We start from the raw sequence: 26,157 nt of genomic DNA on the forward strand, positions 1-26,157 counted from the left end.
AATCAACATCTGACATGTCACTATGGAGTTAGTCGTTAATATTCTTTCTCGACAATAATAACTTCAACTTTCATTTCTCGAAGACCTTGTAAATAGTCTTCAGGAAGATCAGAGTCCGTTACTAGGATATCGATATTTCCAAACTCACGAATCATATGGCAGCTACGTTTACCAAACTTACTTGAATCCGCAACTGCTATCACTTGTTCAGAAATTTCACACATTAAGCGGTTTAAACTGGCTTCCTGCTCGTTATGTGTGGTGATACCTGCTCGCAAATCAAAACCATCTACGCCAAGAAAAACCTTATCAAAACGGTAATTCTTCAAGCTACTCTCGGCTTGCGAGCCTGAGAAAGATAGTGCGTTCTTACGAAGCACACCACCAGACATCAATACCTCTATACCAGGTGCCGATGCCAACTCCATTGCAACATCCAGACCATTGGTCATTACCACTACATCCTCCAGCGCTTTAAGGCTGGATGCGATTTCTCGCGTAGTAGTACCCGAATCTAGAATAACGGTGTCACCACTTTTAATTAGCTTTGCAGCTGCCTGACCGATTAAAGATTTACTGCCAGCATTCTGGCGACGTTTCTCTTGAACCGTTAGCTCTGCAATTACCCCTGTATTTGGAATAGCTGCGCCATGCGAACGAACAACATAGCCATTTTTTTCCAAAAAACTCAGGTCGCTACGAATAGTGACACTTGAGACATCAAACTGTTCAGCAAGGTCTTCGACACGGGCTTTACCTTCTCGGTTAACCACGTTTACGATTTCCATTCGCCTTTCGACAGCACTTTTCACTTTACTTGTCCCCTTACGAAACCAGCAAAATCTCTTTCGCTTGATTTCGAATACAGCTTACACTTAAAAACGAAAGCAACAATACGGAAGTTTAAAACTTTTGATCTCTTTCACAATCTTTCGTCTGGTTGCGTTTTTCTTGCGTAATCTTACGCATTGAGTTCTATCATAACCTTCGAAAGGGTGAAAGCCAAACCAAAAACCACCATACCCCAGTACTAATCACCTTTCTGTCTTCTTTTAAGCCTGAATTTTCTTTCGAAGCGATCATTTTTTATTTTCGATTTTCTTTTTGTGATCAATTACACAGCCAGCAAGCTTTCGATCACTTACGATCCGCAACGATTCGCAACCACATAACAAAGCAACAAAAGAAGACGAATGACAAATATAACTAAATGATAGATGCGACTTTCATTTAGATTGCACGGAATATCGAAAGCTCAGGAGTTTTATATGTCCATAACACGACGTAATTTGCTGAAAGGGATGGCAGCCACCAGTGCTGTTGCCGCTACTGCGGCAACCACCGGATGTAGCTCAATTCCATCTTCTTCGGCTGTAACCGAGCCTACAGCTCAACCGAAAAAACAGCCCAACCTATTAATCATATTTCCTGATGAAATGCGTACCCAGTCTTTAGGTTTTATGGGGCAGGACCGGTCCGATACACCAAACATTAACCGGTTCGCTAAACAAGGTGTGTTCCTACGCCAAGCGGTATCAAACTTTCCGTTATGTACTCCGTTTCGCGGCATGCTCATGACAGGGCAATACCCTTACCGCAATGGTATTCAGGGCAACAGCCATACTGCGATGCCCGGTAATTTCGGAGGCAAAGATTTTGGCATCGAGCTGAAAAAGAGCACCGTGACATGGTCTGATATCCTAAAACGCAACGGCTATAGCATGGGCTATATCGGTAAATGGCACCTTGATACCCCAGAGGCGCCCTTCGTTCCTAGTTATAACAACCCGATGGAAGGTCGCTACTGGAATGATTGGACGGCACCGGATCGCCGTCATGGGTTTGATTTCTGGTATGCCTATGGCACCTATGACCTGCACATGAAGCCTATCTATTGGACCAACGATACACCGCGGGATACACCGCTTGTTATCGACCAATGGAGTCCAGAGCACGAAGCTGATATAGCCATAAAGTACCTACGCAATGAAGGAGGCAATTACCGAGACAGTGATAAACCATTCACACTTGTTGTCTCAATGAACCCTCCACACTCGCCTTACGATCAAGTACCGCAAAAGTACCTAGACCGGTATAAAGACGAAACATCTGAGAGCCTTAATACACGCCCGAACGTAGATTGGGACAAAGAGTACCTAGACGGTTATGGCCCGAAGTACTTCAAAGAATATATGGCCATGATTAACGGCGTGGACGAACAGTTTGGCCGAATTATCGATGAGCTCGAACGCCTCAAACTAGAAGAAGATACCTTGGTGGTCTTTTTCTCGGATCACGGCTGCTGCATGGGTTCAAATGGCAACCCAACCAAGAATGTTCACTATGAAGAATCAATGCGCATTCCAATGATCTTCCGCTGGCCAGGCACCTTATCACCAAATACTGATGATTTACTGTTCTCTGCACCGGATATCTACCCAACTATTTTCGGTTTAATGGGGATATCAGATCAAATTCCTGACACAGTCGAAGGCTTCAATTATGCCAATACCATTTCCGGTATCGAAGGCGATGAAAAGCCGACCTCGCAAATCTACACCTTTATGCCTTACGGCGGCCAGTCGTACGGACGTCGCGGTGTCCGTACTGATCGCTACACCCTGATGATTGACAGAAAAATCGGTAAACCGCTCACTTTCGTCCTCCATGACAACATCAGCGATCCATACCAAATGGAAAACATCGCCGAGCAACACGAAACCCTAATTCAAAAATTAGTCGAGGAAGAGCTCCTTCCATGGCTTGAACATACTGGCGATCCATGGCGACCAACAGAAGTGCCAGCCAGTAGCGCCAATGCTTACACCTAATTATTTACACAATCCTATATAGAGTTAGAAAGGTAATTATGAAAACAACAATCAAATTCGTAGCAGCTTCGATACTTCTCGCAACAGCATCGCACGCGGTAGCAAACGACTATAAAACAACAATTGAATACCGTCACCAATACTTAGATGAATCAAAAAGACATGGCGACCGCTTCAAGGCATTTATAGATACCGGAAATAATATTGGTTTTGAGCTAGACGCACGATACGGCAACGAAGATGGTGCGTTTGATTCAATGACACTGAGTGGTTCTGAGTTTTCTGCCTTTTATTACGACAAACTTAACGACAATACGGTTTACTTACTCGGCTCATCACTTGATTTCACATCAGCAGGTATTGTTTACGTCCCCTATGCTCGTTTGAATTACGCCTTTGACAATGGAATCCGTCTTCAAGGTCGATATAAGTGGAAGCTATGGGATTACGCACAAACAGGTGTTAACGGCGAAAGCTATCATTCAAAAATCCAACAATTTGATACTTGGCTCGGTTATAACACCGGTAACTGGGACTTCCAGTACGAGTTCAATATTTGGCGCGAAATGGAGAGTAACGGTCAGAACCTATTTGACGATAGCAAAACAGACTACCTCCATAACTTCCGTTTACTTTACATATACAAGGCTGCAAATGGCGATATCTGGCGTCCATTCGTTGAACTCGGTAACGTGAAAGTGAACAGTATTAGTGACGAACGCCAAAACCGCTACCGTGTCGGTATCAAGTACACTTGGTAATCACCACTTAACTCCGCAGTATCATCCCCTAGCCATTAGCCTGTAGGATGATTTGCTAAATCAAAGCCCAGCATTTTCAGAATACTCTGGCTGGGCTTTATTGATAATGAGGAACGACTTCAGAACTTAAGGCAGACAAAATGATCAATATGCTTATGTGACAAGTGTTCCTTATCCAAAACCATTCCCCCACTTACAAAAAGCGCAGTTTTCCTTTAAATTATCAAGAAGGTCCAGTGTCATTTTTGACTTGGCTAATTGTTTTCCATCACGCTGTAAGGACACACTGTGGATATTCTCTCTCACCTTCATTCCCACCGTTCTATTCGTCAATATACCGATCAGCCGGTAAGTGACGATGTACTTAACGAGATCCTACAAGCAGGGATCAGGGCGTCATCTTCCGGCAACATGCAAGCTTATTCCATTATCGTGACCAAGGGCAAAGCCCGCCGGGAAGCTCTTTACGAGCCTCATATGAAACAAAATATGGTGGTTGATGCACCTGTGCTTGTGACTTTCTGTGCCGATTTCAGACGGATGAAAAAGTGGCTGGCACTCAACGATGCCAACCAGAACTTCGATAATTTCGCGAGTTTCATGATCGCTGCAATTGATGCCACCCTGGTCTCGCAGAATGTGGCGATCGCAGCCGAAGCCAAGGGGGTGGGGCTTTGCTATATGGGCTCAACGCTGGCTAACTGCGACCAAATCGGTGAGATTTTAGAACTGCCACCGGGTGTCGTTCCTGTGGTGGGTTATTCTCTGGGGTATGCGGCAGAAGAGCCAGAGGTAAGAGATCGCTTACCCCTTGAAGGATTGGTTCATAACGAAACCTACCATGACCATAGCGATGAAGAAATTCAGGCTATCTACCACCAGCGAGAAACCGATGGCTGGAACCGTTACATGTCCTATCCAGAGTTGAAAGCAAGGATTGAGCAGTCGGACGTGAAAAACCTCGCGCAAATCTACACCAGCTTGAAATATACCCGAGAATCACATGTTGGCTATTCAGAAACCGTACTTCACTACCTTGAGCAACAGGGCTTTATGAATCACTCAAAATAATATTTAGTATTGATTTAAGAAAGGCAGAAAAAAGACGATTGTTATTACTATAACAATCGTCTTTTAAAATACTTCCGAAGATCCTAGAAGTGGAAAACTAGCTGAGCAGACGCACCGTAGTTATCCTCGTTACCGTAAATGGCTGCAATATCTAACCCGAACTTGCCAAATGGCTTCAAGCCAATACCAGCAGTAAACAGGTCATCGGCATAGTCTGTCATGCTATGGATGTAGCCCAAACGCAGCTGGGCCAAACGCCATGCATCCGCTTCAAGACCGATACGGGCAAACTGGGTTTCGTAAGCTTGCTCTTTAAATGGTTTATTGCTGTTCAAATCCACATCGGCGGCTACGGTAAAACGTGGGTGGTTATAGGCAATCGCTGCAGTATATTGCGCACCTACTTCATAAGTCACCTGACTGCCAAAGCTTTCATTGGATTTGAGTGATTGAGAAAAGACATTTTGCGCAGATAGACCTAGCATCACATTTCGGCTCAACGCATAGGCCGCCCCAATGTCAGCATTGAACGCCGATTTATCGACATAATCGGAGCTGACATGAATATCGTCATCATCAAAGGTGTCGATACCCTGCTTGTAGTTAAACGCCATTAACTGCTGGAACTTCGGTGAAATACCCAAACTTAAGTCGCGATCTAAAAAGATAAACTCTTTACCAAAAGTAAAGCCAATATCGACTGTACCGCCAGCAAGGGCTTGACCGGTCGAATTGACAACTTCTTTGTTGGCAACATCATCCTCGTCAATATCGGTAAGCACCAAAGCCGTTACATTACTCGCAATAAAGAAGTTTGTACTGACCACGCGATTAGGAATCGCGATAACCATACCGACATTCGCATCACCGTCGATACGACCGTCATCCAAATCTTTCAGCGCTGCGGTCCATTGCTCCTGCAAGACAGGATTATTTGGATCCGCCTTGAGCTGGTCATTGAGATCCTGGAAGTCATCCACGCGATCATGCAAATTGTCATCATCATATACCCGCGCTCCGATAACCGGTAAGATCATGCCAAAGCGATCATGGCTTTTATTCTGGGTTGCCAGTGCCGGATTATGAAAGCTGGACGTCAGATAATCAGCGGAAGCAACACCCACACCACCCATACCAACACTGCGAGTGTCAGATAGTGTCGTCGCGGCCGCTGACAACGACAGGCAAGCTATAGCAATCCCTGCCGCCGCTTTTCTCAATGTCACCATGCTAGTCCCTAATCTTTTATTCTTCTTCATTTGAATATTGTGCAATTAAAACATGTTAAAGCGGGTCTGGGCTAGTCACATTTTTGTTTCAAGTTGATAAAGGGTGATGAGGGTAACAGATCAATAAAAGCTGAGCCAAATACTCAGCTTTTATACCCAAGCTACTTCAAGATGCAGGTTCAGAGAGAATTTATAAGCTTGTAGACAAGGCATTGTTTTGAAGACCTAGTGGCTCTAAATCAAAAAACAATAACGCAGTATAGAAGCTTATAAAACTCGCCCTTCGGGAGGGGGTCATCCCACCCACTCCTTTATACTGACGGGGTAACCCTTTAAGCTAATGAATTGCTTATCCCTTAACAGCCCCTGCAGTTAAGCCTGATACTATTTTCCGCTGGAATAACAACACCAATAAGATCAGCGGCACAGTCACAATGACCGAGGCAGCCATTATCGCACCAAATGGCAATTCATGACGGCTTGCCCCTGAAATCATCGCGATTGCGACAGGCACCGTTCTCATTTCATCACTTAATATGAATGTCAGAGCAAAAAGAAATTCATTCCAAGCCGCAATAAAAGCCAGTAGTCCAGTACTGACCATTGCCGGTCCCATGATGGGCAGGAAAATATGCGTAACCATCCTCCACGTCGAACACCCGTCCATACGTGCAGCATCTTCCAACTCGATAGGGATCTCTTTCATAAAGGTGGTCAGCACCCACACCGTAAACGGTAAGGTAAAGATCATGTATGACAGTATCAATGCCCACAGGTTATTGTACAAACCCAGCTGTTTAATTATCCCAAACAAGCCCGAAAGGACAACGACTTGGGGAAACATCGATACACTTAGCACCGACATAAGCACCGCCGTACGGCCTTTGAAGGACACTCTTCCCAAGGCATATGCCGCCGTAACGGATAAGAACAATGACAAAATGACCACAGATATAGCGACAAAGACTGAATTGATTATGTTCTGAATAAAAGCACCATCATTCAATACACTCAAATAATTCGACCAATCAATCTCGGGCAAAAACGCTACCTCAAACAAGCCTGAGCCGGTTTTGAAAGAGGAGACGACAGACCAATAGAAAGGGAACAAGGTATAAACAGCGACGACAAATACCAGGGCGTAAAATGAAATATTCATCCATCGCCTTTGCGTTGAAATTTTCATTTACTCACTCCTTGAGGTCCGAGTTTTTGATAAATACAGGTATACAACAGTGACAAGAGCCACAATAAAGAACAGTAAGGTCGAGGCTGCAGAGCCATAACCCATGTCCTGAAAGTCGACTAACTGCTTACGTGCATATACCGACATGGTCATGGTCGACTCGCTACTGGATGTCAGGACATACGCTAAATCGAACATTCTCAATGCATCAAGCAGTCGGAATACAACCGCCACGAGGATCGCAGGTTTCAATAATGGCAGGGTAATATAAACAAAACGGTGCCAAGCAGAGACATTGTCGACCTTTGCCGCTTCATATACTTCTTTCGGTAATAATTGGAGGCCAGCAAGGATCAACAATGTCATGAAGGGTGTTGTCTTCCAGACATCGACAAAAATGATCGCACTCATGGACCAGTTGGGATCGGCTGTCCATGCAATCTTCTCACTGATCACTCCCAAAGACAGGAGTATATGGTTAACAACCCCGAATTGATCATGGAACATCCACTCCCACATTCTGGCTGATACGATTGTCGGTATGGCCCAAGGAACAAGAACAACCGCTCTCATCAACCCTCGGGTAGGCATATTCGCATTTAATATCAATGCAATGCCTAATCCCAAAACGGTTTCGAGGCTGACCGAAACAAAAGCAAAATACAGGGTATTTGATACTGACTTCCACCAGCTTGGGTCGGTAACTAGGTAATAATAGTTTTCGAGCCCAATGAATTGCGCTGATTCCGGTGATGTTAACGACGCATCAGTCAAAGAGAAATAAAAGGTACGGAGCAATGGCCACAAAGCCACTCCACCGAGTACCAATAGCATTGGCAGTAAAAATAGCCATGCCTCTCTTTGCCTGACTACCGCAAGTAAAGGTTTTTTCTTATTCCTGTCTTCTAGGGAAACAGGTTCAAGCGATTGGTGCACCGTTGCCATAACTTCCCCCTATTAAGATGCGATAGCGATTGGGTGTTCAGGTGTATAAACTAAATTAATGCCATCTTTACCGAAGAAGTGCGCTTTATCTTTGTCTACGGTTAGCCACACCTTATCGCCAGCAGCCAGCTGCAACTGCCCATCTTTCACAACATTAATCTTGTCTCCATTGTCCAAACTGCAATAAACGCAGGTTTCCGTTCCCAGAACTTCCACTAGATTAACCGTGACTTCCATGGCACCTGAAACAGGTTCGGTTGCTAAATGAATATCTTTGGGCCTAATACCCAGCGTGGCGACTTGGTTGATATACGGCACCGCAGCATCTGTTATTGTGTCGCCATCGAGATTATGGAAGCCATTACTGTCCATTGAACCGGATATAAAGTTCATCTTTGGCGAGCCAATAAATCCGGCAACGAATAAGTTATATGGCTGGTTAAATAGCTCTAGCGGCGTACCAAATTGCTCAACATTACCGCCATTTAACACCACAATCCGGTCGGCCAGCGTCATCGCTTCAACTTGATCGTGGGTTACATAGATCATCGTCGAGTTCAGTTTTTTGTGCAGCGCTGAAATTTCAACTCGCATATCAACACGGAGCTCTGCATCAAGGTTACTCAGCGGTTCATCAAACAGGAAAATCTTGGGTTCGCGGACAATCGCCCGGCCAATTGCGACCCTTTGACGTTGCCCACCGGATAGCTGACTGGGTTTGCGATCGAGTAAATGGTCAAGCTGTAAAATCCGCGACGTGTTCTCAACTTGTAAATCAATTTGCCGCTTCGGCATACCCGCTGTTTTTAGGGCAAAAGCCATATTGTCACGCACCGTCATATGCGGATACAAAGCATATGACTGGAAGACCATCGCAAGCCCACGTTTGCCTGGCGGGACGTCATTAACCAGATATCCATCTATATACATTTCACCACTTGTTTGCGGTTCAAGCCCAGCAATTAGACGCAATAGCGTTGATTTCCCGCACCCCGAAGGACCAACAAAGACAACAAACTCGCCTTGCTCTATTTTAAGGTTTATATCTTTTAAGATTTCATTATTTCCGAAGCTCTTCGCCACATTTTCAAGCGTCAAAATGTTCATAGTTGCTTTCCCTAACGATTCGTTTCCTGAGGCGACAATGCAGCACCGATCATGCCTGCGGTATTGCCGAAGTGAGCTAATTTAATGGGAATACTCTTGCAGTCTTCAGCCCAAATTCTCTCTCTTATCGCTTTGATTGTTAGCTCTTGATAAATTCCGCCCGCAACACCTAGCCCACCACCAATAACAATGGCATCAGGGTCGAGCATATTAACGATTTGGGCAATGAGTCCACCCAAAGTCTGAGAGGCTTCTTCTATATGTGCTCTTTCTGGCCCTTCCGTCATTTGCGCAGCCTTGAGCAATGCCGGCGTGCCTCCTCGATAAGCTTTCCCCTTTGCCAACTGCCAACCACTTGCCAAACCACTTCCCGAAACCTGCTCTTCCGCCACAAAAGTTGAAAGCTCGCCGCAATGATGGCATAACCCACTTAGCGGACTACTGGCAAAATGAATCGCGTATCCGTTAGCCCCACGCCATGGCTTACCATCAATAAACAGGCTGAAGCTTAATCCAGTGCCCAACGAAACATAAACAAAACTGTGAAACCGCTTACCGGCCCCTAATTTGGCTTCAGCTAGACCAGCAACCCTGACATCGCTATCAAAGAGAACATGAGGCACAGGAAAGTCATCTTGCCGTAAATGTGTTAAATCGAAATTCCAATCACTGACTATTTCACCCTGGTTATTAACCAACTCAGGAAAAGCGAGCCCGCAACACTCAACGAGAAAGCCAGCCTCCATAGCGGCATTGAGTTGGCCTTGAACCAACAATTTCAAATCATGAATAATTTCTTCAGCGGGACGATGCCTATTTGTGGGTATTACTTCAGAAGTATGTAATTGGCCATTATTTAAATTGACCAAACCTGCGGCTATTTTTGTACCGCCAATATCGACACCAATTCCATATTTGGCTTCTTCCATGCAAAACTCCCATTATTCCTAGAATTCTGCCTTCCAACTCGCTCTATTTATTACTTTAAAATAGACACTGAAATATCACATTGATGAGTTAGCAAGGCAGAATATGCAGAGTAATAAATGACTACCTGCTGCCCAGTTCCATCTTCAGGGCAAACTCGAGATTATTGCGGGCATATGTTTGCGCCAAACCTTCACGGTCAGGGTAAATATCTTGCTCTATCACCGCATACCCATTAAAGCCTGTCATATTGATTGCATCTCTAACCGCTTTGAAATCAACGTCCCCCACACCCAGTGGGACCATTACCCCCATTTCAAAAGCATCGTTATCTGATAACTTTTCTCGCTTCACTTTATCAAGCACAGTACGGCTCATGTCTTTCAAATGGTAATAGTTTATTCGACTGCCATACTCTTTGATAAAGTCCTCAGGAATACCACCAGTATATAAATGATGCCCCGTATCAAAACATAAATTCACATACTCATCTGGCGTGTCATTCAAAAGCCTAATAATTTGATGTTCATTTTCTATGCACGTTGAAACATGGGGGTGAAAAGCATAGTCCAGCCCATATTCCTGCTTCACAATTTTTGCCGTTTCCTTAATAACGCCGACAACATGCTGCCATTGCTTCAAATTCAAATTTCTATCCATGGGGTGGGAATAAAGTTCATCGCCATCCATAAAGACAAAATACTCAGCACCCAATTCAACCAATAGCGGGCACACTTTATCTAAGTCTTCTCTGATCCGCGTTAAGGCATCAGGGACAATTAAGTCCGACATGTGGGCAGTACTGCATACCGACATATCACGGGAGAAAAGCTCATCTTTCAGTTTTTCGATATCAGCCGGTAAATACCCGTATGGACCAAGTTCAATAACCGAGTGACCCACTTCTTTTGCTTCATCGAGGAACTTGCTCCAGCTCGGCTGCTCCTTGTCATCGGGATACCACACCCCCCATGAACAGGGGCAGGTTGCTAACTTTATGTCATTATTCATCATCTTCGACTCCTAACGTTTTAGCAATACAGCACACAGCTTCCTGAGCTAGCTGAATATCCTTAAGTGAATCCCTGAGGCTGGTTTTGAATCCCCCACCCTGGGTAATGACAGAGTGGAAATGCAACAGCTCATTAGTGAACTGATCACGATAGAAAGGTCCGCTGACCGTATTGTGGTTGTTCCCACCCAGCGAAGATTGATATTCGTAGGTGGTCGGTAAATTCCGAATATACGGCGTTGTATAATTCACTCTGAACATTTCAGCATCAGAGGTTACTTCAATCGACGCATCAACCCTGGCAAGGTTATCTATGAGGATTTCGTAACTGGCAAAAAACTGACCGTAATCCAGCGTCAGTACGATATTTTCACCCGTAGGGTTACAGAACGCGCTCACCACCCTCTTCGGCTCACCAATCAACATTCTTAAGGCTGACAAGTTATGGATCGCTGCGCCCGTCAATACACGATAAGCCTTCCATAACAAGTCGGAATGGGCTTTTTTACCTAATATATGCTGCCGCTGTGCTGTTTCAATTTCAGCCAATGCCGATATTTTAAGCTTGTCATGATCATCCGGCACGATGGTTGGACTAACTTGAGGGATATAATAATCCCCCTCTCGTTGGAGATCCCTAACGCGCACGCTTTTTATATCACCGAAAGTTTCCAATTGTTGTTCGGCTTGTAGGAACGCCTCTGAATAAGCCCGCATATAAGCAACACAGATTTTGACACCTTTTTCATCAGCAAGATTGGCTAACTCTTCGATATGCTCAACCTGAAGACAAGAGGGCTTCTCTAGCAAAATATGTTTGTTATTTTCAATCGCCAGCTTTGCATGGTAATAATGCAAAGGGTCAGGTGACATAATGATCACGGCATCGACGTTTTCGTCTTTAATGACGTCTTCAGGCTCTGCATATGCTTTATTTATCTGATATTGCTGGCACAAACTATTAACTAGCGTCGGACTAATATCTTGGCCTGCAACAACGTTAAAGTGCTCACTGTAGCGAAACAATGTTGGTAGATGTAGGGTTTGAGCTGCCTCTCCCATACCGACCAAACCAACATTCAATACTTCACTCGCCATAAATCCTCTCAATCATGCGTTAGGTGAAAATCAAAATAAGTAGTTAATCCAAAGTGACATCTTCAGGTATTGCGTCGTCGACGACATGAACCATCGCATTCTTGCATTCATGGATAATGGTCGAGGGCCAACTTTCGTCATAACAATCCGATTGATATATCTTTCTTACGGCATTCTTCTTATGCTCGCCATCAATCAGCAGTCCCGCTTCTTTCGATAGAGCAGCAATAGAGGCAGGGCCAATCGTTAACCCGTACTCAGGTACCTCTGCTAATGATTTGAAATCTGGGAATGTACCTAGATTATCCGTTCTAGTTGTATCCGCTAATTTCGTCACCCTCGTGACATCACTGATCGATGTTCCCGGTGGATTGAAAGCAACATGTCCATCAGAGCCACCCGTCGCGAGAATAAAGTAATCAATCCCCCCCGCCTCCCTGATCTTGTCATCGTATTCCTGAGGGGCTGCTAGATTAGGAAACCATACATTCTCACTCGGAATTTGATGCCGACTTTCCAGTGAGCGATTGAGTCGCTGCCGAATATCAACTTCAGCAAACCGTCTACAACTGTAATGAGCCGCTGCGTCTGCTTGCTTTAAGCCCTGAGGAGTATTGAGCACATAATCATCCATCATGATAATGACAAGGTGGCTGAGATCTTGATTGCCTTCTCCCGCAAGCTCAGACATCGCCTGATAAACGGCCATCGGCGAACGCCCGCCGGGGCACCCGAGTAAATATGACTGATTGTTTTGCCGCGCTTGTTTTATTCCAGTTAGAATATAGTTTGCTAATGCGCGCCCTTGCTCACTGCTATTGGCGTAACGTGCAAATGTTGTCGATTTCATGTTTTTATCCAAATGGGTATTAGTCAATGGCACAGCAGCACTGTGCCTACAAATCATTACCAGCGTGCTCTGCGTTTAATTCGTTCAAGCTCTCGCTCTAGCTTTGACAAAGCATCTTGAGGTGCCGCATTACCAGCAAGTGCCGAATGGATATCTGACCAAACGGTATAACTGACCCGGCTATATTGATCGCCCGCTACCTGGGATGGTCTTGCAACAACATTCGCAAAGGCTTCTTCTGCGTCGGAGAGGAATGGGTTGGCCGCGATGATCTCTTCATCTTTATATAACGCGCGCAATGTTGGGCTGTAACCGCCTTCTATTGCCCGCCGTTTTTGCTCTTCTGGACCAGTAAGGTATTGCACGAGATCGACGGCAGCTTCAGTGTTGGATGAATATTTGGACACACCTAATAGCGCAGTACCATAGCATCCGGCATTTCTTCCATCCGGCGTCGCTTTAGGCAGCGATACAACTCCTACTTTGTCTTTAATTACGCTGCCATCTGAATTGGCTAAATTCCACGCGTAAGACCAGTTTCGCATAAAGAGTGCATTACCATTTTGGAAAACACCCCGAGATGATTCTTCATCGTAATTCAATACGCCTGGAGGGCTGATATTGTTTACCCAATTAGACGCAACTTTTAATACCTCGACATTTTCAGGGCTGTTAACCGTTATTTCTCCCTTATCATTAACGATTGAACCTTTACGTGTACTGCCAAACCACTCAGCAACATTGCAAGTCAGCCCTTCATAAGGCCTTCCCTGCCAAACATAGCCCCAGAAGTCGTCATTACCTTGCTTACGCTCAGCAGCCTGAATCAACTCCGCTGATTTCGTCAGTTCGATATAGGTCGTAGGGACACCTTGCTCATATTTTTCGAGAAGGTCCTTGCGGTAGAACAGTAACCCCGTATCCATATACCAAGGCAATGACAGCACCTTGCCATTGACTGTCGTGCCATCAACAGCCGCTTTGAAGTGCTGATCCAAGATATCTTGGCTGACATATTCCTTCATATCGACCAGGTGATCTTTCAGCGCTCCAGGCCAAATGGTATCGAGTATAAGTACGTCGACATCGGTTGACTTGGAAGCAAGTAGCTGTTGATACAGCGGTAACACATCATCCCAACCCGCAGGTAACGTAACGACATTGACCGTGTTTCCGGTTTTTTCTGCCCAGTTCGAGGTTCCCTCACGGCATAATTGCAGCTCTACCCCAGAAGAGCTGCAAAAGACAGTAACTTCCGCGGCCATACTGACAGCAGGCAAGGTACCCAAAATAATGCTTGTTGCTAAGCCCATACTACGTAACGGTGTTGGCATGATGTTATCCTTTCCTTGATTAAATCAATTAAAATGATTTAATCAGACACACCTCGATATTGGCTAGTTTTTAATCTGCATTATGTGACATAAGCATCAATAGCCACCCGACCACCTCCAAATAAGCATCATCGATCACACTTCCATTTCGCTTTGTATCACAGAGTCTTATAAAAATTTGATCTATATTGAAGTGATACTCGCTTGATTAATCAATTGTTTGGATTTAATGTATTGTCATGCCGGGCAACTTCATTATCTAAGCAACAGAGAGTATCTATTCATGAGAGGAACAAACCACGAGGATACTCGTAGATTTAACCTTGCGGCTGTTTTTGAAACCGTGCGGAAGTCGGGTTCAATAAGCCGGGTAGAAATTGCTCATCGAACAGGGCTAAGAAACCAAACAATTACCAACATTACCCGAGAACTTCTCGAGTGTGGTTTACTCACTGAAGCTGGAAAAATCAAAGGTAAAAGAGGTCAACCCCAAACCATTTTGGAAGTTAATAGCCACAATGCCTGCTCAATAGGGATCCAAATTGATAAAGGAATAATGACGGCCCGACTCGTCGATATCGGGCTCAATACCTTAGCCAGCCATCGTTCTGAAATGATGAGCTTAGAGCCAACCTATATCGTCAATGAGCTAGCAAAAGTCATTAACCTTCTATCTTCACGCATCTCTGAACAACAGACTTTCTGGGGAACCGGCATTGCTGTAGCGACCTTGCTCAACAATGAGGCTCCAGAGGACTTGTTATCACCCGGTTGGGGAATTTGGAAAGACTTCAATCTCATCTCCGAATTGGGCCAGCAGGTAAACACGCCCATTTACCTAGAAAACGATGCAACCTCTGCAGCCATAGGTAGCCGCTTTTCAGGTCAGGGAAAAATGCTAAATAATTTTGCCTACCTCTACATAGGCAATGGCATTGGCGCTGGCTTGATTGTTAATGGACAACCCTACAAAGGGGCTTGGAATAATGCCGGAGAGATCGGTCGTATCCAATGGCCGAATAACGGTAAAGTAGAGCATCTAGAGAAGTTGCTATCACTATCAGGGTTAAGCCGCGCGCTGGAATGCCCTGAATCTGAATTGTTAATGACAGATTTCATCGAAGAGCAAATTGCCTTATCCAGCAGCCAGTTTACCAATTGGCTCGACGAAGCAGCCTCAAGGTTGAAGTTTGTCGTCAACATATTGGAAAACCTACTTGAACCAGAAAGCATCATCATTGGCAGTACGCTTCCCAATGCACTATTGCACAAGTTGTTAGAGCATACAGAGCCTTTATCAACATCCATCTGTGCGTTAACGAATCGAGAATCCCCTCGGGTCATGATCGCACCTCAGTCTAACCACATTATTGCCACTGGCGCAGCGGCTATTCCAATGTATGCAACCTGTAATCCTAAGCTGATTAATCTTTTCAATGGCTCCCACTCAACACCGCCGGTGCTTGTTTGACGAGTCAGGGTGCCGGAGCTAACTCTGGCACCACAAATCTCACCGGATAAATTTCAACCACACCGATGTTGAAATATTAGCCAGCAGTTAAGGTAAAAGTACCGTTTCCTGTCATGCCTGATTTAAGCCACCTAAAGTGCCTGTGCTTAAACAAATCAAAAAATACCACCGGACATCCGATTAATTCCAAAAAGCCTCCCAGATTGCTATTTTTAGCCCTTATTTTCGCCATTTTTACACACTGAAAAAAGTTGTTTTTCATCCTCGATTTTTCTGGATTTATAGCGGTTTTTGCAGGTAACCTGCTTCCATAAAGACAACAAATACTGGCGACTCCCAATGAAAGACCAAACCTATATCGACCACGATTTTTCAGAGCAAGACTTTGAATATACCAAGTTCGAAAACTGTACCTTCATCCGCTGTAACTTTAGCAGGGCCAATTTAAACGAGGCTGAATTCATCAATTGCCAGTTCATCGAGCGTGGCGATATCGAAGGTTGCCGGTTTGAATATACCAAACTCAAAGAAGCAAGATTCAAAGACTGCAACCTCAGTATGGCGAACTTCCGTGGAGCACAATGTTTCGGCATTGAACTGCGTGCCTGTAATTTGAAAGGGGCAAATTTCTCCCTTGCCAGCTTTGCCAACTACCTGACTCAAAATAACTACTTTTGCTCAGCCTATATTTCGGCTAGCAACCTGGCTTACGCCAACCTGGAAAACCAAAAATTAGAGCAATGTGAGTTGTTTGAAAACCGCTGGACCGGAGCCAACTTACTGGGGGCTTCACTCAAAGGCTCAGATCTCAGCCGAGGGGAGTTCTCGCCAGAGACCTGGGGACAATTTGATGTTGAGGAGTGCAACCTCTGCCATGTCGACCTAACCGGGCTTGACCCAAGAAGGGTAAATCTCAAAGGGGTTTTGATTTGTGACTGGCAACAAGAGCAGTTGCTCGAGCCTTTAGGCTTGATTGTGACGGCGGGTTAGCCAGTGGGCCTCCCTCTGGAGGCCTGATTAAATAACAATTGCTACCGCAAAACTGATAAACAGTACCCCTGCCACTTTTTCAAAGGGCTGCATTATCTTATCTAAATATGGCGTTACCGAGGGTACAGATAAAACCAAAGTAACCAGAGAGAACCAGCATAAGCAAATCAAAGTAATGATCACACCATAGCCCAACTGAACTATGGCCTCAGTGTCAGGTGATACTATCTGGCTAAAGACGCTCAGAAAAAATAACGTTGCCTTAGGGTTCAACACGTTATTGATAAATCCTTGGCGCCAGTAGTGATCCGATCTCACTGGAGAGACTATTTCATCCACCGACTTTTTGCGGCTCCTTAATGCATTAATTCCAAGGTATAAAAGATAACCTGCACCAGCATATTTCATCATGCCCATCACCCACGAAGAGTGGGCTGAAGCCAAATTGACAATAACAATCGAGTAAGCAATATGAACCCAAATTGCCGTAGAGACTCCAAAGGCGGTTTTCATCCCAGCCTGCCTTGAACCCACCAGAGTATTGCGAACCACAATCAAAAAGTCGGGCCCAGGGGTAATAACAGTCACTAATGTAATTGCGACCAAGCTATATAATTCAACCAAATTAAGCCTCCTGCCTAGCGTAAGAATGAAGTCACAGTCAAAACTCTGAGACTAATCATTCATTATTTTTGGGTATTGTTTCACGCTATCGCAGCAAAAATATTGCCATTTCCCCTTTGCTTTCCTATAGATCAGAAATATTATTTCCATTATGGGTAAGAATGTGAAAAATTCCTCCACACCACTCTCTAGAACTGATATTGAGATTCTCAACACCTTACAATCAGATTGCCGTATTACCGTTAGCGAATTATCTGAAAAAGTAAACCTGAGCGAAACGCCATGCTGGCGAAGATGGAAAAAGCTGGAAAAAGAAGGTTACATCTCAGGATATGGCGCCCTCTTAAACAAGAAAGCTTTCGATCTTTCCGTTATTGGCTTCAGCCAAATCCAACTAGAAAGCCACCACCTTGAAGACACCGAACAATTCGAAAAGGAAATAGAGCAACTAGATTGGGTATTAATGTGTTTTTGCATCGCCGGCGAATCTGATTATGTCGTGCAGGTTATTGCTCGTGATCTTGAGCAATACTATAAGAGAGTTTCAATGCTCAGATGCATCCCACATGTAACATCCATAAATTCGAGTATTGCGATTAAAGAGATCAAAAACACCCACAAGCTGCCAATAGAAACGGTTTAAGCTCATTTAAAGCACAATAAACAGCGGTCTGAGGCCATGCGTTTTACGAAAAACTGAGATTTTTTTGTTAGCCATATGGATTTGAAATTATCGCTTTGAAAGGCCGGACTATTAGGCTAAAGCTGCTATCCTTTTAGGTGCAATTAGCCCGAGGGCCCCATTTTCAGGTTGGTTTAGGAGGTCGTATGTTAGGAGAAAATCACTCTCTGCTTCATGAATTTCCACAGTACAAAGACAAAATCACCGCTTTATCCGCAAACAATGAGACATTTGCTCAAGACGCCAAACAATACAATCAGTTAGATAAAGAAATCCGTGTGCTTGAACTCAACGGCTCACCGATTGACGATGATGCAATGCTTCAACTCAAGCACCAAAGAGCAGAGTTGAAAGACTCGCTTCACCACCGCTTACTTAACGGTAGTTGACTCTCTATATCCTTTTTTAGGCCACCACTTGGTGGCCTCTGACAGCTAATTTAAATCTCTATGAGACTAAGTCCGATCCATACCTCATAATCCGTCTCATAAATGCATATTTCTGTTACCAAACATGAACCACACAGGCAATAGAAAACCAACCGATATACACTAAAGCCAATCACCACATCTTTTCTGTGTGTTTAAGGAGGCCTTATGAAACTCAATCGACTGTTGGTTACCATTGCTCCTGAGCAACCTCTCAACGATTCCTTTCACCAGGCATTTGGGTTTGCTAATCAATGCGCTGCGCAAGTCACCCTGTTAACCGTTATTGAAGAATTATGCGAGTTAAAGGAGGTCGCTAAGCACTCCAATACGGCAGTCAACATCATTGAAGAAGCTGAAAAGTACTACCATCGGCAGCTCAACCACTATGTTGAAGTTTTAAATGCTGAATACCCCAATATTTCTTTCAATACGCTTGTCCGGGTCGGTATCCCACATCTCGAAATCGTTAAAGAAGCCAAGGCTTCACAAGCGAGTATGGTGATAATTGACTCAACAAGAGATGACAAGAAATCGGCCTGCCAACGTGGTCGCAACACCTTAAACATCATCCGTAAATCTGAAGTACCGATTTGGTCGATCAGTTCTTACTCCAAGCCAATCGAGCAAGTGGTTGCTGCCATCGACCTCAGTAATATTGAATACCAAGGCTTTAATTCTAAACTGGTTGCGCTTGCACTGGAGTATTGTGAAATCACAGGGGCAGATCTAACGCTATGCCATGCATGGCGGCTTGATTCCGAAGGCTACCTGAGAAAATGGAGTGGCTACGAAGATGATGATATCGAGCAATTATCACAGAAGATGAGAGACGAACGCATCGAGCGCTTGAAATCTCTGCTAGAGCCGCACCAAAGCAGCACGGTTAATACCAAAATTGAGATTGTCGAAGGGGAGGCTAGAGAAGTCCTCCCACTGTACGCGTCAGCAAAAGGGGTTGATGTGGTGATATTGGGATCACTTTCCCGAACCGGTATCGCAGGCTTCCTGATGGGCAACACTGCAGAGTCGATGATCAACCAACTTAGCTGCTCTGTCTTGACGCTCAAGCCTGACTCCTTTGAGTCACCAGTGTAATATTGATAGAACGCTTCAACAAATAACAAAAAGCCAGTACCGGACGGTACTGGCTTTTCAGTATGAAAGGAGCGTCAGCGCTAGATTAGCGCATGATCATCTGTTCACGGCCTGGGCCAACAGAAACCATTTTTACTGGTACGCCCATTAGCTCTTCGATGCGCAGAACATAATTTTGTGCCGCTACTGGCAACTCTTCAAACTGACGACAACCGGTGATGTCTTCGCTCCAACCTTCCATTTGCTCATAGACAGGCGCTAGAGAAGCGGTTTGCGGCCAGATTGGATTTTCGCTGTGGTCACCATCGTAAGCGACACAAATTTTCAGATCGCTAAGGCCACTTAGGCAGTCCACTTTAGTCAACGCGATCTCAGTCGCTGCTTGTAGCTCTACACCATTCTTGGTCGCAACGGCATCAAAGTAACCCATATCACGTGGACGGCCCGTTGTTGCACCAAACTCACCCGCGGCTTCACGGAAAGCATCTTGCTCTTCCATCGCAGTGATCAAGGTCCCTGTACCGACTGATGAACTGAATGCTTTAGCGACGGCAATCACGCGCTCAGGGCGAAGGGCTGGCAAACCACTACCAATACCCGCGTACATAGACACTACATTGGATGATGTTGTCCATGGGTACTCACCGTAGGTTAAATCACGGCCGGCACCAAGCTGCGCTTCAAACAGCAAGTTCTGATCGTCAGCCTGAAGCGCTTTAAGCGGCAAGGTTACGTTGCAGATAGCATCACGCCATGGCGCAGAAACGTCCAACAACCATTCAGTCATCTCTTGTGCAGTCTGGCTAAACTCAAAACTCGGGTATAGGGCTTTAAGTTGTGGCAATTTCCAGTCCATCCAGAACTGAATACGTTCGCACAGTACTTCAGGCTGCTTCAGCCAACCGACCAGAATACCTTTCTTCATTACGCGGTCGCCGTAAGCAGGTGCTATGCCCTGACGGGTTGAACCGTAGGCTGCATCACCCAAGCGCACTTCTTCTAGCGTATCTTCAAGTGCGTGGAGTGGAAGACACAAGGTAGCTCGGTCAGAGATACACAGGTTAACGTTAACCCCTGCAGCTGCAACTTCTGCCAACTCGGTAGTAAGAGGCTCAGGGCTGATAACCATACCAGGGCCTAGCACCGCAAGACAGTCAGGGTTAAATACGCCGCTTGGCAGCTGGTGCAGTTTGAATGTTCCCAGATCATTGACCACAGTGTGGCCAGCATTATTACCACCTTGGAAACGAATACTTGCAGAGGCTTGTTCAGCAAGGAAATCGACGATTCGGCCCTTACCTTCATCACCCCAGTTAGCACCAACAACAACGATAGACGACATAATTAACTCTCCCAAACAAAGATGCGATTATGCTAAGCCGCACCAGCCAATAAGAAAAATTAATAATCGTTATAACACTGATAAGGATCTCATATGGGATTTTGCGACAAAGCGCGTAGAATAAACACATTCAGCGTTAGCGGTTCAAAGAGCGAGTCTTCATGTTAGATCTCAATTGGCTTAATACCTTTGTTACTTTGTCTCGGTTAGAGCATTTTGGTAAAACGGCATCAGAGCTCCATATGACCCAACCCAATGTCAGCTTACATATCAAGCAGCTGGAACAGACCACGAGAGTAAAGCTAGTCGAGCGAAACCCCTTCCGCCTGACCCAAGCCGGTGAGCGCCTATTGCAAAGTGCCCAGTCGACACTGCAAGAGCTGCAAGTATGTCAATCAGATCTCAATGCAATCAATGATTTGTCACAGGGTACACTGTCGATTGCCGCCAGCGATATTATCTCTCGCCTACTACTGATCAAACCTTTCCAGTCATTCAAACATGAATTTCCGGGAATCGATCTTTCGCTGTTCAATACCACCTCGACCCAAGCTGCAGAGCTGGTCAAAAGTGCCAAGGCGGATTTAGGCTTCGTCATCGCCCAGAAGGAAAGCCAACCTTTACACTTTACCGAACTGCGCCAAATTCACTGGTGCGCATTGGGAAATGGCCTGAGCGATTGGCAACAACAGTCACGGGATGGAAATATCACGACATCGGGAGAAGAGCCAACGCTGATCTTACTGGGTCACGATACCCGCACCCGGGATCTGATTGATCTGGCCTTGCCTAGTCTCCATTTACCTAAATACCGGGTGATGGAAGTCGGCAGCGTCGATGCCCAAATTGACTGGGCCGAAGCAGGGTTTGGCATTGCCATCGTGCCCGCGTTTTCACTCCATCCAAAGCTCAATCTGAAAAGTACTATCACCCCGCTCCCTGATTTCCCAACCACCAGCTTGGGCTATATTGTGCGCCAGAACCAAGTGCTATCACGGGCAATCAAACAGCTGTTGCAATGGGTGAGTGAAGAAATCGCCAATTCACCCCACGGTAATCCCGCCAACTAGCCTCCTATCCTCGAAAGCCGAGATAGTGCAATGGTATTTAAAGATCAGGGAGTGATTCATAAAGAAATGTGAATACACTATTAATGGCTTGTCTAAGGCCCACAGGTGGTGTTATTAACAGCTATCTAAAAACCTCTGAACACAACCGACATAGGGGCAACAATATGAAATACACTGTATATTTATCGGGTGAAATACATACCGACTGGCGAGAGAAAATTATCGCCGGAGCCCAAGCTGAAAACCTCCCTGTGGCATTTACCTCCGCCGTAACAGATCACGATGCGAGTGACGCCGCTGGCGATGTCCTAGGCAAAGAAACAGACAACTTTTGGCGCGATCACAAGTCCTCTAAAGTCAATGCGATACGAACAAAGCTGATGATTGAGCAATGCGATATTGCTGTCATTCGATTTGGTGACAAATATAAGCAATGGAACGCGGCTTTTGATGCCGGTTACTGCGCCGCGCTAGGTAAGTCTTATATCACCTTACATAGCGAGGAAATTATCCACCCATTAAAAGAAGTCGATGCGGCTGCAATGGCTTGGGCTAAAACGCCAGAGCAAGTCGTCGAGATCCTCACCTATGTAATCAGCACCAAATAACCCTACCCAAATAGCCCTGTAATAGGCATACCGGTAAATATGAGTGTTATTGGTTTCTAAATGCAGCACTGAGACCAATAGCGCCCAAGTTTGCATTCCACATATCAAACTCAGCCGCAACACCTCACACAACTTTTTCACTCAATTATTACTGCTGGGTAAAAGTAATTTGATACTCCAGCGTATTATCATCATATAGAAAACAATCCATAATCTCTTCTATCGAAACAAAGCAATTTTCGCTGCGTATAAATTTCAAAAGGTAGAAGATGAACCGTTTTATTTTAGCGACAGTGCTTCTCGCATTTTCAACAGTAACCCTTGCCGACTTGAATAGCACTCGAAGTGAATTTGGCTCTTGGGTCGTGACCTCCGAACAATCAAGCAATGCCGTAAACTCATTGCCGCATGGTCGCAAACCAACATTCGATAATACTGAAGAGGCCAGCAGCGTGAAGCAATTGACTGTCCCACAAACACTTAAAGACGTCCGTAAACGACAGAGTAATATCTATTTAGCTTCTTATGAGATTTAAAGCACATTTTTAGCTTACGGATACTGCCCTGCAGTTTGATTTATCCCCTCTATACTTTAGCAATATATTTCCCCCATACCTTCAGAGGAAAGACCATGACCGATAAATTTATCAAATCAAAAGCCGCTGTTGCTTGGGCAGCCGGTCAGCCACTCTCAATGGAAGAAGTTGATGTCATGCTTCCACGTGCCGGTGAGGTGCTGGTGCGTATCATCGCAACAGGCGTATGCCACACTGATGCCTTTACCCTCTCAGGCGATGATCCAGAGGGGATCTTCCCAGCCATTCTCGGTCATGAAGGCGGTGGTATTGTAGAAATGGTGGGTGAAGGTGTAACCAGTGTCGAAGTTGGCGATCATGTCATTCCTCTCTATACCCCCGAATGTGGAGAATGTAAATTCTGCCTATCGGGCAAAACCAACCTGTGCCAAAAAATCCGTGAAACACAAGGTAAAGGTTTGATGCCCGACGGGACAACCCGCTTTTATAAAGATGGTAAGCCCATCTATCACTACATGGGCTGCTCAACTTTTTCCGAATACACCGTATTGCCTGAAATTTCACTGGCTAAAGTGAATAAGGAAGCCCCTCTAGAAGAGGTCTGCCTACTCGGGTGCGGGATCACTACCGGTATGGGAGCGGTGTTAAATACCGCCAAAGTTCAACCCGGTGATACCGTCGCTGTGTTTGGCCTTGGGGGGATCGGCCTCTCTGCCATCATCGGAGCCAAGATGGCTGGTGCCAGCCGCATCATTGGCGTTGATTTCAATGAGAGTAAATATGAGTTGGCCACCAAGCTTGGTGCCACCGACTGTATTAACCCGCAGAAGTACGACAAACCCATTCAAGATGTCATCGTAGATCTAACCGATGGTGGGGTTGATTATTCCTTCGAGTGCATCGGTAATGTCAACGTCATGCGTTCGGCCCTTGAGTGCTGCCATAAAGGCTGGGGCGAATCGGTCATTATTGGGGTTGCTGGTGCCGGCCAAGAAATATCTACCCGTCCATTCCAATTGGTCACAGGTCGAGTATGGCGCGGTTCGGCTTTCGGTGGGGTAAAAGGCCGCTCCGAGTTACCCGAAATTGTCGAACGCTATATGGCTGGAGAGTTTGCCTTGGACGACTTCATTACTCATACCATGGGGCTTGAAGATGTGAACCATGCCTTTGATCTCATGCATGAAGGTAAGAGTATCCGCAGTGTTATCCACTACAACAAGTCATAAAGGCAGAACCCGAAGACAATGACGATTGGTGGTTTATTTCAGAATGTCGTTTCTTTATGGGCAGTGATCGACCCTATTGGGTCGATTCCTGTTTTTATTGCCGCAACCGCAGGGATGAGTGCGGCGCTAAAACGTAAAGTAGCGAAACGTGCCGTACTCATGGCATTTGCGGTCCTGCTTAGCTTTATGATTGGAGGACAGCTCCTTCTAGAAGCGCTTGATATTTCTCTTGAAGCGTTTCAGATAGCTGGCGGGCTTGTATTACTTCTCTTCGCATTATCGTTGATTTTTGCAGATAGCAGTAAACCCGAAAAAGAAAAGGAACTGTGTGATGGCAAAGAGCATGCGCTCGATATTTCCATTTTTCCGTTAGCCGTCCCATCCGTAGCAGGGCCAGGAGCCATGACCGGCGTGGTATTAGCGACGGACAAATATCGTTACTCGCTGCATGACCAATTTACAACGTTTGTAGCATTAGTACTGGTGCTTTCTTGTACCTATCTATTTTTCTTATTGGCCAACAAAATCCAACAAGTCATAGGAACCAGTGGGGCAAGTATTGTCAGCCGGGTGATGGGGTTGATCCTCGCCTCTATTGCGGTCCAGACAATCCTCAATGGGCTTCTGGCCTTCTTACAAATGGCTTAACCTAAGTAAGGCACAATGTAAAAATAAAAGCCCTGCTGAAAACAGCAGGGCTTTTTATAGTTCGGACTGACGCCAAATTCAACGCATACAAAAAAGCCCTCGTCTTTCGTCGGGGACGCCTAGTTAAGGGCTTCAATGTAGTGGCGGTACGGCGGGGACGCCTAGTTCGGGCTGGCGCACCACCGGGGGCGCGTCCGTCCGGGACTCATTCGGCCGAAGGACGAACGCCTAAACTCAACACATACAAAAAAGCCCCAGCATTTCTGCTGAGGCTTCGTTGTGTTGGCGGAGCGGACAGGAGTCAACGCGCACGGCCAGTGCCGCGACCAAGAGGCCGAAGGACTCTCGTCACGGGAATTAATATACAAAAAAGCCCTCGTCTTTCGACAAGGGCTTCAATGTAGTGGCGGAGCGGCGGGGACGCCTAGTTCGGGCTTGCGTCCAAGCGGGACTAATCAGTCCGCAGGACTGACGCCGAATTCAACACACACAAAAAAGCCCCAGCATTTCTGCTGAGGCTTCGTTGTGTTGGCGGAGCGGACGGGACTCGAACCCGCGACCCCCGGCGTGACAGGCCGGTATTCTAACCAACTGAACTACCGCTCCAATTCTGTATGAAATCCGGTATTAAACCCAATTTCTAGAATGTGGTGGAGACGCTCTGGGTATGGAGGATTTGAACCCTGCTTACCCAGAAGGTCAAATAACCAGTATTACTACTGACTATTGAAATGTGGCGGAGAGATAGGGATTTGAACCCTAGATACGCTACAAACGTATGCCGGTTTTCAAGACCGGTGCTTTCAACCACTCAGCCATCTCTCCTTTGTGCGGCGTATATTAATTCGCTTGAGATCAGTTGTAAACCCCCAAACCACCCAACCGGTCACTTATCCAACACCCTGTATTAAATAACCACTTATCGTTCACTGTTATGGTTAGTACAGCTGCCGTGATCTTGACCATCTAACGGCTAAGATCTATATCACAACTGGTAACGATAGATACAAATGTCCAGTCAATGCAGCCTTTATCCAATACATTCTCTAGCTGGCCAACTTCATAATTACAATCAACAAA

25 protein-coding genes and 2 tRNA genes are annotated in these 26,157 nt (G+C 45.6%); 13 read left to right on the plus strand and 14 right to left on the minus strand.

From position 1 onward, the window contains the following. Positions 1–35: 35 nt before the first annotated feature. Complete coding sequence (gene agaR / locus L4D79_RS07580; RefSeq protein WP_428649497.1) at positions 36–812, minus strand: transcriptional repressor AgaR; 777 nt, start codon at positions 810–812, stop codon at positions 36–38. Between the two features lie 456 nt (positions 813–1,268). Here agaR and L4D79_RS07585 point away from each other — a divergent pair, with 456 nt between their 5' ends. The 3 genes from L4D79_RS07585 (at position 1,269) to L4D79_RS07595 (ending at position 4,663) form a co-directional block, all read left to right on the plus strand. Continuing rightward, on the plus strand, positions 1,269–2,831 hold the full coding sequence (locus L4D79_RS07585) for a sulfatase family protein (protein ID WP_428649500.1): 1,563 nt from the start codon (positions 1,269–1,271) through the stop codon (positions 2,829–2,831). Between the two features lie 38 nt (positions 2,832–2,869). Next, positions 2,870–3,592: an oligogalacturonate-specific porin KdgM family protein gene (locus L4D79_RS07590; RefSeq protein WP_428649503.1), complete on the plus strand. Its 723-nt coding sequence runs from the start codon at positions 2,870–2,872 to the stop codon at positions 3,590–3,592. A gap of 288 nt (positions 3,593–3,880) precedes the next feature. Next, the gene (locus L4D79_RS07595) at positions 3,881–4,663 is read left to right on the plus strand and encodes a nitroreductase family protein (protein WP_428649505.1); all 783 of its coding nucleotides are present in this window, start codon (positions 3,881–3,883) and stop codon (positions 4,661–4,663) included. Positions 4,664–4,746: 83 nt separating this feature from the next. Here L4D79_RS07595 and L4D79_RS07600 read toward each other — a convergent pair whose 3' ends face one another. From L4D79_RS07600 to L4D79_RS07640, 9 genes are all read right to left on the minus strand, one after another. After that, positions 4,747–5,892: a conjugal transfer protein TraF gene (locus tag L4D79_RS07600; RefSeq protein WP_428649507.1), complete on the minus strand. Its 1,146-nt coding sequence runs from the start codon at positions 5,890–5,892 to the stop codon at positions 4,747–4,749. Between the two features lie 349 nt (positions 5,893–6,241). Then, positions 6,242–7,078: a carbohydrate ABC transporter permease gene (locus tag L4D79_RS07605; protein WP_428649509.1), complete on the minus strand. Its 837-nt coding sequence runs from the start codon at positions 7,076–7,078 to the stop codon at positions 6,242–6,244. Further along, a complete protein-coding gene (locus L4D79_RS07610) occupies positions 7,079–8,023 on the minus strand; it encodes a carbohydrate ABC transporter permease (protein ID WP_428649512.1) in 945 nt (314 codons plus the stop codon). A 12-nt stretch (positions 8,024–8,035) separates the two neighbouring features. Beyond that, positions 8,036–9,130 carry an ABC transporter ATP-binding protein gene (locus tag L4D79_RS07615; RefSeq protein ID WP_428649515.1) on the minus strand — a complete coding sequence of 365 codons (1,095 nt, stop codon included), beginning with the start codon at positions 9,128–9,130 and terminating at the stop codon, positions 8,036–8,038. Between the two features lie 11 nt (positions 9,131–9,141). Beyond that, positions 9,142–10,059, minus strand: a complete 918-nt coding sequence (locus tag L4D79_RS07620; protein ID WP_428649517.1) for an ROK family protein — start codon at positions 10,057–10,059, stop codon at positions 9,142–9,144. 121 nt (positions 10,060–10,180) lie between these two features. Next, positions 10,181–11,071 carry a sugar phosphate isomerase/epimerase family protein gene (locus L4D79_RS07625; RefSeq protein ID WP_428649519.1) on the minus strand — a complete coding sequence of 297 codons (891 nt, stop codon included), beginning with the start codon at positions 11,069–11,071 and terminating at the stop codon, positions 10,181–10,183. Further along, positions 11,061–12,167, minus strand: coding sequence for a Gfo/Idh/MocA family protein (locus tag L4D79_RS07630; RefSeq protein ID WP_428649522.1), 1,107 nt, complete (start codon positions 12,165–12,167; stop codon positions 11,061–11,063). The genes L4D79_RS07625 and L4D79_RS07630 overlap by 11 nt, the downstream gene beginning before the upstream one ends. Positions 12,168–12,210: 43 nt before the next feature. After that, a complete protein-coding gene (locus tag L4D79_RS07635; RefSeq protein WP_428649525.1) occupies positions 12,211–13,017 on the minus strand; it encodes a 6-phosphogluconolactonase in 807 nt (268 codons plus the stop codon). A gap of 56 nt (positions 13,018–13,073) precedes the next feature. Beyond that, complete coding sequence (locus tag L4D79_RS07640; RefSeq protein ID WP_428649527.1) at positions 13,074–14,351, minus strand: ABC transporter substrate-binding protein; 1,278 nt, start codon at positions 14,349–14,351, stop codon at positions 13,074–13,076. Between the two features lie 283 nt (positions 14,352–14,634). Here L4D79_RS07640 and L4D79_RS07645 point away from each other — a divergent pair, with 283 nt between their 5' ends. Then, positions 14,635–15,822, plus strand: a complete 1,188-nt coding sequence (locus L4D79_RS07645; RefSeq protein ID WP_428649530.1) for an ROK family protein — start codon at positions 14,635–14,637, stop codon at positions 15,820–15,822. A gap of 339 nt (positions 15,823–16,161) precedes the next feature. Further along, positions 16,162–16,812, plus strand: a complete 651-nt coding sequence (locus L4D79_RS07650; protein ID WP_428649532.1) for a Qnr family pentapeptide repeat protein — start codon at positions 16,162–16,164, stop codon at positions 16,810–16,812. Positions 16,813–16,839: 27 nt separating this feature from the next. Here L4D79_RS07650 and L4D79_RS07655 read toward each other — a convergent pair whose 3' ends face one another. Beyond that, a complete protein-coding gene (locus L4D79_RS07655) occupies positions 16,840–17,436 on the minus strand; it encodes a LysE family translocator (RefSeq protein ID WP_428649535.1) in 597 nt (198 codons plus the stop codon). Between the two features lie 151 nt (positions 17,437–17,587). Here L4D79_RS07655 and L4D79_RS07660 point away from each other — a divergent pair, with 151 nt between their 5' ends. The 3 genes from L4D79_RS07660 (at position 17,588) to L4D79_RS07670 (ending at position 19,644) form a co-directional block, all read left to right on the plus strand. Next, positions 17,588–18,079, plus strand: a complete 492-nt coding sequence (locus tag L4D79_RS07660) for an Lrp/AsnC family transcriptional regulator (protein WP_428649537.1) — start codon at positions 17,588–17,590, stop codon at positions 18,077–18,079. A gap of 185 nt (positions 18,080–18,264) precedes the next feature. Further along, positions 18,265–18,507 (plus strand): HP1242/YdcH family protein, encoded by a 243-nt coding sequence (locus tag L4D79_RS07665; RefSeq protein ID WP_428649540.1) that lies wholly within the window; start codon positions 18,265–18,267, stop codon positions 18,505–18,507. A 207-nt stretch (positions 18,508–18,714) separates the two neighbouring features. Further along, positions 18,715–19,644, plus strand: coding sequence for a universal stress protein (locus L4D79_RS07670; protein WP_428649543.1), 930 nt, complete (start codon positions 18,715–18,717; stop codon positions 19,642–19,644). Positions 19,645–19,729: 85 nt separating this feature from the next. Here L4D79_RS07670 and L4D79_RS07675 read toward each other — a convergent pair whose 3' ends face one another. Next, positions 19,730–20,986, minus strand: coding sequence for an adenylosuccinate synthetase (locus L4D79_RS07675; protein WP_428649545.1), 1,257 nt, complete (start codon positions 20,984–20,986; stop codon positions 19,730–19,732). A 161-nt stretch (positions 20,987–21,147) separates the two neighbouring features. On the opposite strand from L4D79_RS07675, the gene L4D79_RS07680 reads away from it, so the two are divergent. The 5 genes from L4D79_RS07680 to L4D79_RS07700 all read left to right on the plus strand — a co-directional run bounded on the left by L4D79_RS07680 (position 21,148) and on the right by L4D79_RS07700 (position 25,077). Further along, the gene (locus tag L4D79_RS07680; RefSeq protein ID WP_428649547.1) at positions 21,148–22,056 is read left to right on the plus strand and encodes a LysR family transcriptional regulator; all 909 of its coding nucleotides are present in this window, start codon (positions 21,148–21,150) and stop codon (positions 22,054–22,056) included. Positions 22,057–22,220: 164 nt separating this feature from the next. After that, positions 22,221–22,664, plus strand: coding sequence for a YtoQ family protein (locus L4D79_RS07685; RefSeq protein WP_428649550.1), 444 nt, complete (start codon positions 22,221–22,223; stop codon positions 22,662–22,664). Positions 22,665–22,933: 269 nt separating this feature from the next. Beyond that, positions 22,934–23,200: a hypothetical protein gene (locus tag L4D79_RS07690; protein ID WP_428649552.1), complete on the plus strand. Its 267-nt coding sequence runs from the start codon at positions 22,934–22,936 to the stop codon at positions 23,198–23,200. A 95-nt stretch (positions 23,201–23,295) separates the two neighbouring features. Continuing rightward, positions 23,296–24,429 carry an S-(hydroxymethyl)glutathione dehydrogenase/class III alcohol dehydrogenase gene (locus L4D79_RS07695; RefSeq protein ID WP_428649555.1) on the plus strand — a complete coding sequence of 378 codons (1,134 nt, stop codon included), beginning with the start codon at positions 23,296–23,298 and terminating at the stop codon, positions 24,427–24,429. Positions 24,430–24,447: 18 nt separating this feature from the next. Continuing rightward, entirely contained in the window at positions 24,448–25,077 is a 630-nt protein-coding gene (locus L4D79_RS07700) for a MarC family protein (RefSeq protein WP_428649558.1), read from the plus strand. Positions 25,078–25,606: 529 nt separating this feature from the next. Here the strand turns inward: L4D79_RS07700 and L4D79_RS07705 are convergent. Further along, a tRNA-Asp gene (locus tag L4D79_RS07705) sits at positions 25,607–25,683 on the minus strand. A 128-nt stretch (positions 25,684–25,811) separates the two neighbouring features. Continuing rightward, positions 25,812–25,902 (minus strand) — tRNA-Ser (locus L4D79_RS07710). Between the last annotated feature and the right edge of the window lie 255 nt (positions 25,903–26,157).

The organism is Photobacterium satsumensis (genome assembly GCF_050336935.1).
Lineage (GTDB): Bacteria > Pseudomonadota > Gammaproteobacteria > Enterobacterales > Vibrionaceae > Photobacterium > Photobacterium satsumensis.